Source organism: Solibacillus sp. FSL W7-1324 (genome assembly GCF_038008025.1).
In the GTDB taxonomy this organism is placed as follows: domain Bacteria; phylum Bacillota; class Bacilli; order Bacillales_A; family Planococcaceae; genus Solibacillus.
In genome coordinates, this window is record NZ_JBBOYH010000001.1 from 1,152,649 (window position 1) to 1,166,217 (window position 13,569).

Sequence of the window (13,569 nt, forward strand, 5' to 3'; positions counted from 1 at the left end):
CGAAGTCACTGGACAAATATTTATTTAAAACAGTTAATATATCAAATTTTATTATTAGCAACGTTAGAAAGAACGAAGAATACCTCGAAACGTTATACAAATCAAACTTAACAAGTGAAACATTGTACAATATCGAATCAGAATAGGGAGGAAATAGAAATGAAAAAAATTGCAGTGGTAGGGGCAGGACCCGGTGGATTAGCGGTTGCCATGTTATTGGCACATAAAGGGTATGAAGTAACGATTTATGAAAAGCAGGCATATGTAGGTGGGCGAACAAGCGAGATTAAGCTTGGTGATTATAAATTTGATATGGGCCCGACATTTTTAAATATGCTGTACATTGCCGAAGAAATTTTTGAGTTAACAGGCCGAAATATTCACGACTATGTGGATCTGATTGATTTGAATCCGATGTACCAACTGATTTACCATAATAAAAAAATTAATATGACGCGTGATGCCGATGAGATGATCCGTCAAATCAACGAGCTTTTCCCTGGGAATGAGGGTAGCTATGAGCGCTACATGGAGCAGACGCAAAAGAAACTTGAAGTGCTGGCACCAGTACTGCAGGCACCGATGAATAAGCTGACAGATCTGTTCAATCCGAAAGTGATGAAAGCGTTCAAAGAGTTGGAAATAGGAAATTCTCTAGTTGATACACTGTCGAAATTCTTTAACGAAGAAGAATTGCAGCTCGCTTTCACATTCCAGGCGAAATATTTAGGAATGTCACCTTGGGAAAGTCCCGGCGCATTTTCGATTCTTTCGTATATTGAACATGCGTACGGCGTCTATCACATTAAAGGCGGCATCAATAAGCTGACACAAGCAATGGGCAGAGTTGTGCTGGAATCAGGCGGGAAAATCCTTCTCAATAACGGTGTGAAAAAATTAAAAACAAAGGGCAGAAAAGTGACGGGGTTACTGCTGGAAGATGGTCAGGAAATCGAAGCGGATGAGGTCATCATTAACGGAGATTTTGCACATGCGATGACACATCTTGTTGAGCCGGGCTTACTGAAAAAATACACACCGGAAAAACTTGAGAAAAAACAATATTCTTGTTCAACATTCATGCTGTATTTAGGTGTCAATAAACGATTTGATTTACCGCACCATACGATTTGGTTTGCGAAAGACTACCGCAAAAATGTAGAGGAGATCACTAAAACAAAACTGATGTCCGAAGATCCTTCAATTTATATTCAAAATGCGGTCGTAACGGATGAAAAGGTTGCTCCAAAAGGGAAATCGACATTATACATTTTAGTACCGGTACCGAATAATTTGAGCGGAATTGACTGGGCAGAAAAGGCGGGCCCTTTCCGCGATATGGTTTTAAATATGGTGGCAGATAAACTTGGCGTTAAGGACATTTGGGAATATATCGAAGAAGAGAAAATGATTACACCTGCTGACTGGGAACGCGATATTCATGTGTATAAAGGTGCAACATTCAACTTAGGTCACCAATTATCGCAAATGCTTGTATTCCGTCCGCGCAACAAATTTGAAGAACTGGATCAATGTTGGTTAGTCGGTGGTGGTACACACCCTGGCAGTGGCTTGCCAATTATTCTGGAATCAGCCCGAATTACAGCAAACGGCATTTTACAGCAGGATAAACAGACATTACTTCCTGTTAAACCATTGCCGAAAGTAGAGCTGTATAAAAAGAAAGAAGCACAATTACACCATCAGCCGGCAGCAATTCAAACAAATGCTTAAAGAGTAGACATTGTAGTGAAACTTTTAATTGAATGGAAACGTATAATAACTATTCAATTAAAGGAGGCAATACAATGTTCAAAAAATTAGCTTCAGACGCATTAGGTCTATCAGATATTGGGGTAGTTATTTCAAGACAGGACTTTGACAAAACAGATGCGGATGATTTCATTTTTAATGAAGCGGACGAAAAAATTTATTTCCTGATTAAAACAAAAGCGGATGAGTATTGCTTCACGAACTATGCATTAATCCATGTTGACGGGGCTAATGCGATCAGTAAAAAACGGATGCTGCGTCGCTATGACTATGAGCATTTTGCGATTGAAGAAGTGCTGCTGGAAACAGCCGGAACAATTGATCTGGATGTAGAGATTAAATTTGTAATCGGAAATGTGCCATTAAGCATTGATATTCATAAAAAACACTTACCGGAAATTAAAGATCTATATAAAGCGCTTCATGCGATTTCACTTGAACAAAAAGCGAATACATTCAGTATGGATGCCGCAAAACAAAGCTTGAATCTGGCTGCATCTGCAATCGGCCGCTCCGGCAATGAAGGAGTATCACCAGCCGAAGCATTTAAGGAAATCACAACATTTTCACATAGCTGGCTGCTTGAGCAAAAGAAAGCATTTGTGAAGAAAGATTTCGGCGATGTTTTTGAGAAATATATTAATAACTAATGGATGAAGCATGCGATATTTGTCGTATGCTTTATTTTTGTACATAATAAAGGAGACAAACTTTTTATTTACTTGGAGCCCATACTTGAAGATTTGGGACATTATGGTGGCATGATAATAAATTGGATGTGTAAACAGAAAGGAAAAAGGTGATATATTAGTTACTAACATGGAGAACAGATTGAAAGGGTCGCGATAATATGGAAATTGAAGAAATTTTAACAGGGATCTTAATTATCTGTAGTGTAATGCTTTTTATTCTATTATGTATTTATTTTTTTACAATCTACCGGAAGAACGAGAAGAAGCGCACTTTCAATAAAATAAATAACTATATCCAACAAAATGAGAGGGACTGGTACAATTATTTAGTTTTAAAAAAGCCACTCCCAAAACACTTGGCTACAAAAAATGAGCTTGAGGCAATTGACAGTATTTTCGTTTCGTATGTTACATCGATGAATAAAGAGGAAATTTTGGAGAGAGCTTCAACATACGCTGCATTAAATATGAAAAATTATTATGAAAAACAATTGTCGAGCGGTGATGAAAATGTCCGTCTTCAAGCGTTACAGCGTACATTGGTTTTGGATTTGGAATTTTTGGTGCCGTTAATCGAAAATCGTCTAAAAGAAAATCGTACAGGGTCTATCGAAGAATATTTGTTAATGTTAAAGGTTGCAGCGAAATATAATAAAAATTTATTTTTGGCGCATATGTACAAGCCGAGATTGCCTTTTTATGATAATGAATACCATTTGTTGCTATCGAATATTGATGATTGTTATTGTGACTATTTTAAAGAACATTTTGAAGAGTTGCCGAAGCAGCTGAAAATAGCGTTTTTGGAAACTTTATGTGTAAAGGAAAACTTAAATGCTACTTATCTTACTTTCTTAGAACGTTTATTGGTATCCGAATGTAATGAAATTCGTCTCCGCGCATTAAGAGCCATTTCTTCGTTTGGTGAGATTTCGCATCTAAAGCATTACGAAAACTTTGTCGAGTCGTCTCTTTGGGAAGAACGTCTGTTGCTTGCTGAAATTTTGCGTTTTGTGACAGAGGACGAGTCTTATACGTATTTGCGCACTTTACTGCTTGATTCCAACAACAATGTCCGAAAACAGGCTGCATTGTCATTAATGAATCTACCGAAAGGAAAAGCCGTCCTGCAACAAGTATCCGAGAATGAGGGAGAAAGCCTTGCTGCCACAACATCGGGAGAAGTTGCGCAATAATTTAACAAGTAGTTAAAAAAATAGGCTTTGCATAGCGATTTATGCTATTATAAAACACGTTGATATTTTTCTTCATTAAGTGAATGAAGAGCATGCTACCGGTTGACTTAAAATAGGCAATTACCCGGAGTAAAATAGATAAGTGCTAACCTTGAAAGGATGATATAAATTATGAGTTACGAACGTACGAAAACCGTATCTCTACATACATTAGGGTGTAAAGTAAACCACTATGAAACAGAAGCGATCTGGCAGCTATTTAAAGAGCAGGGATATGAGCGTACTGAGTTCGACCATCAGGCGGACGTTTATGTAATCAATACTTGTACTGTAACGAACACTGGTGATAAAAAATCTCGCCAGGTAATCCGTCGTGCAATCCGTCAAAACCCGGATGCGGTTATTTGTGTAACAGGCTGTTATGCACAAACTTCACCGGCTGAAATTATGGCCATTCCAGGGGTCGATATTGTTGTTGGTACACAGGACCGCGAAAAAATGCTTGGATATATCGATCAATACCGTAACGAGCGTCAGCCGATCAATGCGGTACGTAATATTATGAAAAACCGTGTATATGAGGAATTGGATGTACCGGCATTTACAGACCGTACTCGTGCTTCACTGAAAATCCAGGAAGGCTGCAATAACTTCTGTACATTCTGTATCATTCCTTGGGCGCGCGGTTTAATGCGTTCACGTGATCCGGAAGAAGTTATTCGTCAGGCGCAGCAGCTTGTTGATGCGGGTTATTTGGAAATCGTTTTGACTGGTATTCACACAGGCGGATATGGACAAGACTTCAAAGACTATAACTTGGCGCAACTGTTACGTGACTTGGAATCACAAGTTAAAGGCTTAAAGCGTTTACGTATTTCTTCAATCGAAGCATCTCAGTTAACGGATGAAGTGATCGAAGTATTGCAAAACTCTGAAATTGTTGTAAACCACTTGCACATTCCGATCCAATCGGGTTCAGATACAGTATTAAAACGTATGCGTCGTAAATATACGATGGAGTTTTTCGCAGAGCGTCTGGAAAAGCTGAAAATCGCTTTACCGGACTTGGCGGTAACTTCTGACGTTATCGTAGGTTTCCCGGGTGAAACAGAAGAAGAATTTATGGAAACATACAACTTTATCCGTGACCACAAATTCTCTGAGCTTCATGTATTCCCGTACTCTCAACGTACTGGTACACCTGCAGCGAGAATGGAAGATCAAATTGATGAAGAAATTAAAAATGAACGCGTTCACCGTCTGATTGCACTGAATGACCAGCTTGCAAAAGAATATGCTTCCCGTTTTGAAGGGGAAGTTCTGGAAGTTATTCCGGAAGAACGCTTCAAAGATGGCGACAATGAAAACTTATATGTCGGCTATACAACGAACTACCTGAAAGTAATTTTCGAAGGCACAGAAGAAATGGTCGGCGAACTTGTAAAAGTTAAAATTACAAAAGCAGGCTACCCATACAACGAAGGACAATTCGTCCGCGTATTGGAAGGCCAAGCGATTTAAAAGTATGCTTTATAAAGAAAGAGGGATTGCACAGAGCAATCCCTCTTTTTGTGTTAGATGACATTACTTTGTACAAAAAGTTAATTAGTTGTTCTCCGTTACGGAGAACAACGTGTAAGGAGTGGATATTATATTAAACCTATTTTACTTCTAATAAAATCGGGTACAGAAAATAATGTGCACAAGGTTTCATAATCGGGTGAAACATCATGTACTTTTTATGCAGCATATTAATTTACAAAAAGTTAGTCGTAAACTAATGGAAGTTTAAGTATATTATGAGGAAGACAAGCCAACACTATGATTCGGAAACATTGTGTTGATCCCGATTACAAGCAAAGAAGGTGAGCAATTTATATGAAGAAAATATGGATGTTTGCTGCAATTCTATTTATTTTATATGGTTGCACGGAGAAAAAAGAAGAACCAACAGTAGAAAGTGAATCGGCTATGCTGGAAGTCAGTATTCCTACAGAAGTAACAAGACATTACGGCTCGCTTAATATTGAGTACAAAGCATCGGATGTTTATAAAACTATTGAGCCGAATGGTGACGTTTCTTTGGGAATGAACAAGCAACAGCTATCTGAAATTGCACAACAAACCGAACAATTTCTAAAACAGTACAAGGAAACAAGTGACCAAAGTGCAGAAGATGGAATTACGCATATTGCTGCAAATGAAAACTATTCAAACTGGGAGATTGTATTATCTGATGACTCTCTTATAGAGCAAGAGGCATTTGATTTGGCACAGGAGCATTTAATAAAAAATATTTTAACGTACCAGTTAGTCCATCGTCACAACCCCGAGTTGAATATTCAATATGTCACAGATGACGGTGAGCCTTTGGACAGAAAAATAATTCGTACAAAATTTGCCTATTCAGATGAATAATTTAAGTTGTCTGATAATTTGCGTCAATTAAAATACATGCTAAACTATAGATGTACGGACAACTAATGTTGAATAAAAGGAGTAATGAAAAATGACTCAAAATTATGCAGTAATGATTGATCATACTTTATTAAAAGCTGATTCTACAAAAGGTCAAGTTGAAAAAATTTGTGCAGAAGCGAAACAATACGGATTTGCTTCAGTATGTGTAAATCCTACTTGGGTGAAGTACAGCGCAGAGCAATTAGCTGGTACAGAGGTTAAAGTATGTACAGTTATCGGTTTCCCATTAGGTGCTACAACATCTGCAGTAAAAGCATTCGAAACAAAAGATGCGATTGCAAACGGTGCCGGCGAAATTGATATGGTTATTAATATTGGTGCACTAAAAGACGGTAATTACGATTTAGTTCGTGATGACATCAAAGCAGTAGTAGATGCTGCAAATGGTACTTTAGTAAAAGTAATTATCGAAACTTGCCTATTAACAGATGAAGAAAAAGTAAAAGCTTGTGAACTTTCTGTTGAAGCAGGTGCAGATTTCGTGAAGACTTCTACTGGATTCTCAACAGGCGGAGCAACAGCTGAAGATATCGCATTAATGCGTAAAACAGTCGGTCCGGATCTTGGTGTGAAAGCTTCCGGCGGTGTTCGCAGCTTGGAAGATATGCAACTGATGATTGAAAATGGTGCTACTCGTATTGGTGCTTCATCTGGTGTTGCTATCATGAATGGTCTAAAATCAGATTCTAATTACTAATTCAATAGTTTTTGTTGACTCTTTTTTTAAGATACGCTATACTACTTTAGTACACATTAACTAACAAGTTAATGTATGTATGACGTGTGTTCGGAGGGAGGGAAAGAGAGATGTCAAAAACTGTCGTTCGCAAAAACGAATCGCTTGAAGATGCTCTTCGTCGCTTCAAACGTACTGTATCAAAATCAGGTACAATTCAGGAAGTTAGAAAGCGCGAGTTCTACGAAAAACCTAGCGTTAAACGTAAAAAGAAATCAGAAGCTGCACGTAAACGTAAGTGGTAATTTTCCCTGTAAAAACCCTACGTTCATAACACGCAATTTTCAGATTTAACTGAGCAGACAAATGATATACCCCGCAGTTATTAATTTAACTGCGGGGTATTTGTATTTCTTCTTAAAATCACCCATAATAGAAAAGAGAAAGAAAGCGTTTTCGGGGAAAGTTTTAATATTCTGCAACTAGTTCCGTATAATTGGTATATGTTAGCAAATAATAGTGCTGTAAATTTTTTTAAGCTTTTTAAAAAAATTTGAAACTTTTCTTAATCTCATCCGTAGAATTAACTGTACATAACTTAGCTAAAGGGGTGATAAAATTGAGACGAACGAAAGGGATTAGTTGGATTTTTCTGATAGTCATGTCATTCGTATTAATGTTTCCTTCTTTAACTGCATCGGCAAATGGTAAAGTGTATGAAATATCCATCAATAATGAAATTGAAAAAGGGTTGGTGGAACATTTAAAGCGTGGATTCGATGAAGCGAAAGAAAATAATGCTGAAGCGATCATTCTGAATATGCATACACCGGGCGGATTTGTCACTGCTGCTTCGGATATCGGCAAGCTGATGGATGAAATCGATATACCGATAATTGCGTTCATCAATTCGGATGCGCTGTCTGCTGGAGCGTTCATTGCTTTACATGCAGATGAAATTTATATGACACCTAATGCAACAATGGGTGCTGCGGCGGTTATCGATTCTTCTGGCAACACAGCTGGAGAAAAGGCGGAAAGTGACTGGCTTGCTAAAATGACCTCTGCTGCCGAAAACTCCGGCAGGGAAGCTAAATATGCAAGGGCAATGGTCAGAAACGATGAGGATCTGCCTGAGCTTAGAGCCCCGAAAGGAAAGCTCCTAACACTAACTGCGAAAGATGCGGAAAAAGTTAAGTACTCGGAAGGCACTGTTGCTACGATGACGGAACTGCTTGAAACTACCAACCTTGATGGCAGCGAAGTAATAAAAATCGAGCAAACATTTGCCGAAAAATTGGCGCGATTTATTACAAATCCGGTTATTGTTCCTATTTTATTGTCGATTGCAAGTATTGGATTGGTCGTGGAACTGTATTCACCAGGATTCGGTGTGGCAGGATCAATGGGACTTGCTTCGTTAGGTATGTTCTTCTTTGGACATACGATTGCAGGTTTTGCCGGATATGAAACCGTCATCATTTTTGTAATCGGACTTATTTTACTCATTGCCGAGCTATTTGTACCAGGTGGTATTGTTGGTATTATCGGTGGCGCATTAATGATAGGAAGTTTGCTTTTTGCAGGGGAAAGCTTTGTTCATATGGCTTATTCGATTTTAATTGCAATGATAATTGCAGGTATAGGAATGGTGATACTTATGAAATTCTTCGGGAAAAAGTTGCATATGTTCAACCGTCTCGTGCTGAGAGATGCAACGACGACGGAAGAAGGTTATGTTTCAAACAAAAACCGAATTGAATTAATAGGCAAGACAGGGCAGGCTATCACGCCGTTGCGACCATCAGGGACCGTCATTGTTGATCAGGACCGTCTGGATGTTGTAACACAGGGCGGCTATATTGATGCTGGTAAAACAGTAGAAGTAGTGAAGGTAGAAGGCTCTCGTATTGTCGTAAGAGAATTTATTGGAAGAGGTGGAGAATAAGTATGAATATGTTAGCAGATGCAGGAACAATTACATTAATTGTCGGATTAGTCATTGCATTTATTATCCTGGCAGTATTTTTCACATTTGTTCCGGTTGCACTATGGATTAGTGCACTAGCAGCAGGTGTAAGAGTAAGTATTTTCACATTAGTCGGAATGCGTTTACGTCGAGTTATTCCGTCACGTATCGTGAATCCGTTAATTAAGGCTCATAAAGCCGGTTTAGAAGTATCAATTAACCAATTGGAATCACACTATTTAGCAGGTGGTAACGTAGACCGTGTTGTCAACGCATTAATCGCGGCACACCGAGCGAATATTGAGTTAACATTTGAACGTGCTGCAGCAATCGACTTAGCAGGCCGTGACGTATTAGAAGCGGTACAAATGTCGGTTAACCCGAAAGTTATTGAAACACCATTTATCGCCGGTGTTGCGATGAACGGGATTGAAGTTAAAGCAAAAGCGCGTATTACAGTACGTGCAAACCTGGACCGCTTAGTCGGTGGTGCTGGTGAAGAAACAATCGTTGCCCGTGTTGGTGAAGGTATCGTATCGACACTAGGTTCTAGTGAATCACATTCAAAAGTACTGGAAAATCCGGATTTAATTTCTCAAACGGTTTTATCTAAAGGTTTAGACTCTGGTACAGCATTCGAAATTCTATCGATTGATATCGCGGACGTTGATATCGGTAAAAACATCGGTGCCGAGCTTCAAATCGAGCAAGCACAGGCAGATAAAAACATCGCTCAGGCAAAAGCCGAAGAGCGTCGTGCAATGGCCGTAGCAAGCGAGCAAGAGATGATTGCAAAAGTTCAGGAAATGAAAGCGAAGGTAGTAGAAGCAGAGGCAGAAGTTCCAATGGCTCTTGCAGAAGCGCTACGTTCTGGCAACTTCGGTATTATGGATTACATGAACTACAAAAATATTCAAGCGGATACATCAATGCGTGATTCAATCTCAAAAGTTTCGAATGACGACAACAACAAAGATCCGAAAAACAAATAATCGAGGAAAGGAGTGAGCACTAAATGGAAGGACTTATCATTATGGTGATTGTCTTTATTGTCAGTTCTTTATTGGGTAAAGGTAAAGAACAGCAGCAAAAAAGAGAAAAGCAACAAATGCCGCCATTTAGCAGTCAACCTGCTCCTCGAAAACAGGAAGTTCAGCGTCGAACAGAGCAAAGCCGTCCAAAAACATTGGAGGATTTTGCGAATGAAGTATTCGGCCAGCTGAATGAAAAAGTAAAACCAGCAACTCAAAATATAGATCGGGAGCTTCCGAAACAAGTATCAAAACCTGTTGAAGCTGCTCCTTCTATAGTGGAACCGGTAACTGAAAAGGTGAATAATGCCCGTTCATTAAAAGAGCGTCCGATCGTCGCAATGGCCAAAAAAGAAGCAGAAGCTTTTCAGGTCGTGCCATCGAGTCAACGTGATTTAATGCAGGCGATTATTATGACAGAAGTTCTCGGTCCACCTAAAGCGAGAAGAAAATAATACAAAACTACCTATTTCACCGTAACGTGGGAATAGGTAGTTTTTTTATATAAGATATATGAAAATGTAATGTTGACCTCGTATCCACGGAAAGCGTTCATCCGTAATGGAAAATCAACGGACTTTATGAAAACAAGCAATTAAATTTTCGCGGAACCGGGTATATCTATTATGAGAGGGGGAAACAGACATGAAAAAAAGATGGATATTAATGTTTGTGTTTATTTTAGTACTGGCTGCATGCGGTAAGGAAGTGGAAGAGGCGGTTACGGAGACAGATGGATCGTCTACTGTATTCGAGAGCGAGGAGCCACTGACACATCATATGGAAGGTGTCACATTAAATCTCGACTATAAAATTCAAAAGGTATCTGCCGAGCCGGGTGAATTGATTCTTGAAATTAGCGGAAAAATTAAAAATGAGTACAGCCAAATCGTTTATTATACGCCGGAATTTACTATTCAAACACCGGATCAGGAAGATATAGAACAGCTGTCGTCTTCTGTTGAGAACGAACAAATTATGGTGAATCCTCAAATGGAAACGACTTTTAATGTGTCTTATTTGATTCCTCAGCACATATATGATGAAAATACATCGCTGAATCTCCTAGTTCCAGCTGCATTTAAGGAACCGGAAAGCGAAAGTTCCGGTGATGCATTAGGAGATACTGCGAACTGGGAAATTCCGATAAAGTAAAACCTCGATTAATTGGGCGATTAATACCCCATTGATTGTTAGTTAAAGTGGTATTAAATAATCTATACATGCCTTCTTTTTTCCGAGCATATAGTGACGTAAAAAGGAGGCTTTTATTGAAAAATTTATTTCCTAAAAACAATAAATTGCAAATCACCTCTTTTATGGATATCCGCTATGATGGTTCCTATACGATAGGTGATGTAACCCCGACCGAATATAATTGTACGACAAAGGATTTTACGATGTACGTTCATGCAGGGGAAGTGGAAGTCCAGCATTTATTCGAAGAAGGGTTTTTAATTCAATGTAAAAATCTGCAGAAGCTTACGATTGAGCGGAATGCAAAATGAGTAAATCCTATAAAAAGCTCATAACAATCAAACTAAAGCAATCAAAAGAAGCAAGTACTTTTATTATGCTGCTGAAAGAGCATAAAATCCGTGTTTTTAATTTGACTTTTAAACAGAGCGAAATAACTTTCCAAGTGGCGCATAGTAATTTGTCATTACTGCGCAGACTAAGAAAAAAAGCGAAAGTAAAAATTACAATCCGTTACAGCGAGCCGGAGAAAATTCTGCAAAAAGATATGGTTACGGCCATTGGTATCATCATGTTAATTATCCTGCCAATTATACTTTCACGCTTTGTATGGGAAGTTGAAGTTGAAGCCACCACGATTGAACTGGAAGATGAAGTGGCGCAGTATTTGCATAAGGAGATGGGCGTAAAGTTTCCTGTACCGAAAAAAACATTTTTATCCGATAATGAGATCCGACAGACGATGATGAAGGAGTTTCGGGAGTTTTCATGGGTACATATTATGAAAAACGGAAGTAAAATTACGATTAATCCGCAATTGGCGCCAAAGATTGAGCAGGTTCCAAAAGTGAACAAAAACCAGCATCTCGTTGCGAACAACAGCGGTGTCGTCACTCATTTCCAAATTGAACGCGGTGTTCGTCAAGTTGAGCAAAATATGACGGTCTACAAAGGAGATATTCTCGTTTCAGGCGTGCTGCAGCATGGTGAAAAGGAAATTGTTATCGGTGCTGAAGGCGAAGTGTTTGTGGATTACTGGCTTGAAACATCGTTTTCCGTTCCTAAATCAATCGAAATCGAAGTATTGGATGACCATGGCTGGAAGTATGATGTGAATTGGGAGAAAATCGGTACAGCGATTGAACAGATGTCTATTGAACCTTTGAAGTCCGTTGTGACGTATAAACCTTATCGAATGTTCCATAAAAAAAAGGAAAAGATAAGTGAAAAGGATGTAGAAACAATTATCTTGCCATTACTGCATGAAAAGATGATTTCTTCATTACCGCTTGAAACCGCCATTAAAGCAGAAAAACTTTTGCACGTCTACAGTGATGATGATACAGTTAAAGGGAAAGTCTTGTATTTAATAAATGAAAATATCGCACAACCACATCCAATTCACCAAGGAGAATGAGTATGTCAGAAAAATATGTTGAGCTCCAAATCGACAATCCAAATGAAGCTGTAATGCTTTTAGGAATGTCAGATGCAAATATAACATTGATTGAAGAAACTTATAGCGTACAAATTATTACGCGTGGGGAAGTCATACAAATTGCAGGCGATGATTTAGAAAAGAAAAATCAGGCATATGCAGTTTTGGAAGCGTTATTGAAAGTTATTCGAAAAAATATTAATATCGATCAGCGTGATGTGTCAACAGCCATTGAGATGGCCAGTAAAGGCACAATTGAATATTATGCAGAACTATATGATGAAGAAATTGCGCGCAATACAAAAGGCAAGCCCATCCGTGCAAAAACGATCGGTCAGCGTGAGTACATCCGGGCAATCCGTCATAAAGACCTGATATTCGGAATTGGACCAGCCGGAACCGGTAAAACATATTTAGCGGTTGTGATGGCTACACAGGCATTAAAAAATGGTCATGTAAAGCGTATTATTTTAACACGCCCTGCCGTTGAAGCAGGCGAGTCGTTAGGGTTTTTGCCGGGGGATTTGAAGGAAAAAGTCGATCCGTATTTGCGTCCGCTTTATGACGCCTTGCATGATATTTATGGACAGGAACAGACGCAGCGCCTAATTGAGCGCGGGACGATTGAAATCGCGCCGTTAGCGTACATGCGTGGCCGTACATTGGATGATGCGTTTGTCATTTTAGACGAAGCCCAAAACACAACACATCAGCAAATGAAGATGTTCTTAACGCGTTTAGGCTTTGGTTCGAAAATGGTCATTACAGGCGATAAAACACAAATTGATTTACCTAAAAATACGGAATCCGGTCTTATTATTGCGGAGCGTACATTACGCTATGTAAAAGACATTCATTTCCAAATACTTGAACAAGGTGATGTAGTCCGTCACCCATTAGTAGCGAGAGTCATCCAGGCTTACACAGAGCAGGAATTATAAAAAGGAAACTTTCAACTTTATTGTAAGGTTGAAAGTTTTTTTATTGGGAAAAATGGCATGAAACTTATTGGAAAAATTTACGTATATAAACTAAAAGGAGGAATTCGTGACAATGTTCATTGGTATAAAGACATTTATCCCGCATTAACGGGTAGTAATTTAACTTTTGAATTAA

The 13,569-nt window shown here is 38.8% G+C and carries 14 protein-coding genes; all 14 read left to right on the top strand.

Going from position 1 to position 13,569, the window contains the following annotated elements:
- Positions 1-159 precede the first annotated feature (159 nt).
- The 14 genes from MKY71_RS05450 (at position 160) to MKY71_RS05515 (ending at position 13,394) form a co-directional block, all read left to right on the top strand.
- Positions 160-1,734: a phytoene desaturase family protein gene (locus tag MKY71_RS05450; RefSeq protein WP_340731821.1), complete on the top strand. Its 1,575-nt coding sequence runs from the start codon at positions 160-162 to the stop codon at positions 1,732-1,734.
- A gap of 74 nt (positions 1,735-1,808) precedes the next feature.
- Positions 1,809-2,423, top strand: coding sequence for a PH domain-containing protein (locus MKY71_RS05455; RefSeq protein WP_340731822.1), 615 nt, complete (start codon positions 1,809-1,811; stop codon positions 2,421-2,423).
- 200 nt (positions 2,424-2,623) lie between these two features.
- A complete protein-coding gene (locus tag MKY71_RS05460) occupies positions 2,624-3,661 on the top strand; it encodes a HEAT repeat domain-containing protein (protein ID WP_340731823.1) in 1,038 nt (345 codons plus the stop codon).
- 171 nt (positions 3,662-3,832) lie between these two features.
- Positions 3,833-5,182, top strand: a complete 1,350-nt coding sequence (mtaB, locus tag MKY71_RS05465) for a tRNA (N(6)-L-threonylcarbamoyladenosine(37)-C(2))-methylthiotransferase MtaB (RefSeq protein ID WP_339175667.1) — start codon at positions 3,833-3,835, stop codon at positions 5,180-5,182.
- 357 nt (positions 5,183-5,539) lie between these two features.
- On the top strand, positions 5,540-6,079 hold the full coding sequence (locus MKY71_RS05470) for an adenylate cyclase (RefSeq protein WP_340731824.1): 540 nt from the start codon (positions 5,540-5,542) through the stop codon (positions 6,077-6,079).
- Positions 6,080-6,170: 91 nt separating this feature from the next.
- Entirely contained in the window at positions 6,171-6,839 is a 669-nt protein-coding gene (deoC, locus tag MKY71_RS05475; RefSeq protein WP_339175671.1) for a deoxyribose-phosphate aldolase, read from the top strand.
- 110 nt (positions 6,840-6,949) lie between these two features.
- The gene (rpsU, locus tag MKY71_RS05480) at positions 6,950-7,123 is read left to right on the top strand and encodes a 30S ribosomal protein S21 (RefSeq protein WP_004227078.1); all 174 of its coding nucleotides are present in this window, start codon (positions 6,950-6,952) and stop codon (positions 7,121-7,123) included.
- 314 nt (positions 7,124-7,437) lie between these two features.
- Positions 7,438-8,766 carry an NfeD family protein gene (locus MKY71_RS05485; protein ID WP_340731825.1) on the top strand — a complete coding sequence of 443 codons (1,329 nt, stop codon included), beginning with the start codon at positions 7,438-7,440 and terminating at the stop codon, positions 8,764-8,766.
- A 2-nt stretch (positions 8,767-8,768) separates the two neighbouring features.
- Positions 8,769-9,779 (top strand): flotillin-like protein FloA, encoded by a 1,011-nt coding sequence (gene floA / locus MKY71_RS05490; protein WP_079525592.1) that lies wholly within the window; start codon positions 8,769-8,771, stop codon positions 9,777-9,779.
- Positions 9,780-9,802: 23 nt separating this feature from the next.
- A complete protein-coding gene (locus MKY71_RS05495; RefSeq protein WP_340731826.1) occupies positions 9,803-10,273 on the top strand; it encodes a hypothetical protein in 471 nt (156 codons plus the stop codon).
- A gap of 190 nt (positions 10,274-10,463) precedes the next feature.
- Positions 10,464-10,973: a hypothetical protein gene (locus MKY71_RS05500; protein ID WP_340731827.1), complete on the top strand. Its 510-nt coding sequence runs from the start codon at positions 10,464-10,466 to the stop codon at positions 10,971-10,973.
- A 116-nt stretch (positions 10,974-11,089) separates the two neighbouring features.
- On the top strand, positions 11,090-11,326 hold the full coding sequence (locus tag MKY71_RS05505) for a hypothetical protein (protein ID WP_008403137.1): 237 nt from the start codon (positions 11,090-11,092) through the stop codon (positions 11,324-11,326).
- Positions 11,323-12,432, top strand: a complete 1,110-nt coding sequence (locus MKY71_RS05510) for a sporulation protein YqfD (RefSeq protein WP_339175679.1) — start codon at positions 11,323-11,325, stop codon at positions 12,430-12,432. Before MKY71_RS05505 ends, MKY71_RS05510 begins: the two co-directional genes overlap by 4 nt.
- Before the next feature lie 2 nt (positions 12,433-12,434).
- Entirely contained in the window at positions 12,435-13,394 is a 960-nt protein-coding gene (locus MKY71_RS05515; RefSeq protein ID WP_008403135.1) for a PhoH family protein, read from the top strand.
- Positions 13,395-13,569: the final 175 nt, after the last annotated feature.

What these genes read in the sequence shown, in the direction of transcription:
- MKY71_RS05450 (WP_340731821.1), top strand. Translation starts at nt 160, where the DNA reads ATGAAAAAAATTGCAGTGGTAGGGGCAGGACCCGGTGGATTAGCGGTT.
- MKY71_RS05455 (WP_340731822.1), top strand. Translation starts at nt 1,809, where the DNA reads ATGTTCAAAAAATTAGCTTCAGACGCATTAGGTCTATCAGATATTGGG.
- MKY71_RS05460 (WP_340731823.1), top strand. Translation starts at nt 2,624, where the DNA reads ATGGAAATTGAAGAAATTTTAACAGGGATCTTAATTATCTGTAGTGTA.
- mtaB (WP_339175667.1), top strand. Translation starts at nt 3,833, where the DNA reads ATGAGTTACGAACGTACGAAAACCGTATCTCTACATACATTAGGGTGT.
- MKY71_RS05470 (WP_340731824.1), top strand. Translation starts at nt 5,540, where the DNA reads ATGAAGAAAATATGGATGTTTGCTGCAATTCTATTTATTTTATATGGT.
- deoC (WP_339175671.1), top strand. Translation starts at nt 6,171, where the DNA reads ATGACTCAAAATTATGCAGTAATGATTGATCATACTTTATTAAAAGCT.
- rpsU (WP_004227078.1), top strand. Translation starts at nt 6,950, where the DNA reads ATGTCAAAAACTGTCGTTCGCAAAAACGAATCGCTTGAAGATGCTCTT.
- floA (WP_079525592.1), top strand. Translation starts at nt 8,769, where the DNA reads ATGAATATGTTAGCAGATGCAGGAACAATTACATTAATTGTCGGATTA.
- MKY71_RS05495 (WP_340731826.1), top strand. Translation starts at nt 9,803, where the DNA reads ATGGAAGGACTTATCATTATGGTGATTGTCTTTATTGTCAGTTCTTTA.
- MKY71_RS05500 (WP_340731827.1), top strand. Translation starts at nt 10,464, where the DNA reads ATGAAAAAAAGATGGATATTAATGTTTGTGTTTATTTTAGTACTGGCT.
- MKY71_RS05510 (WP_339175679.1), top strand. Translation starts at nt 11,323, where the DNA reads ATGAGTAAATCCTATAAAAAGCTCATAACAATCAAACTAAAGCAATCA.
- MKY71_RS05515 (WP_008403135.1), top strand. Translation starts at nt 12,435, where the DNA reads ATGTCAGAAAAATATGTTGAGCTCCAAATCGACAATCCAAATGAAGCT.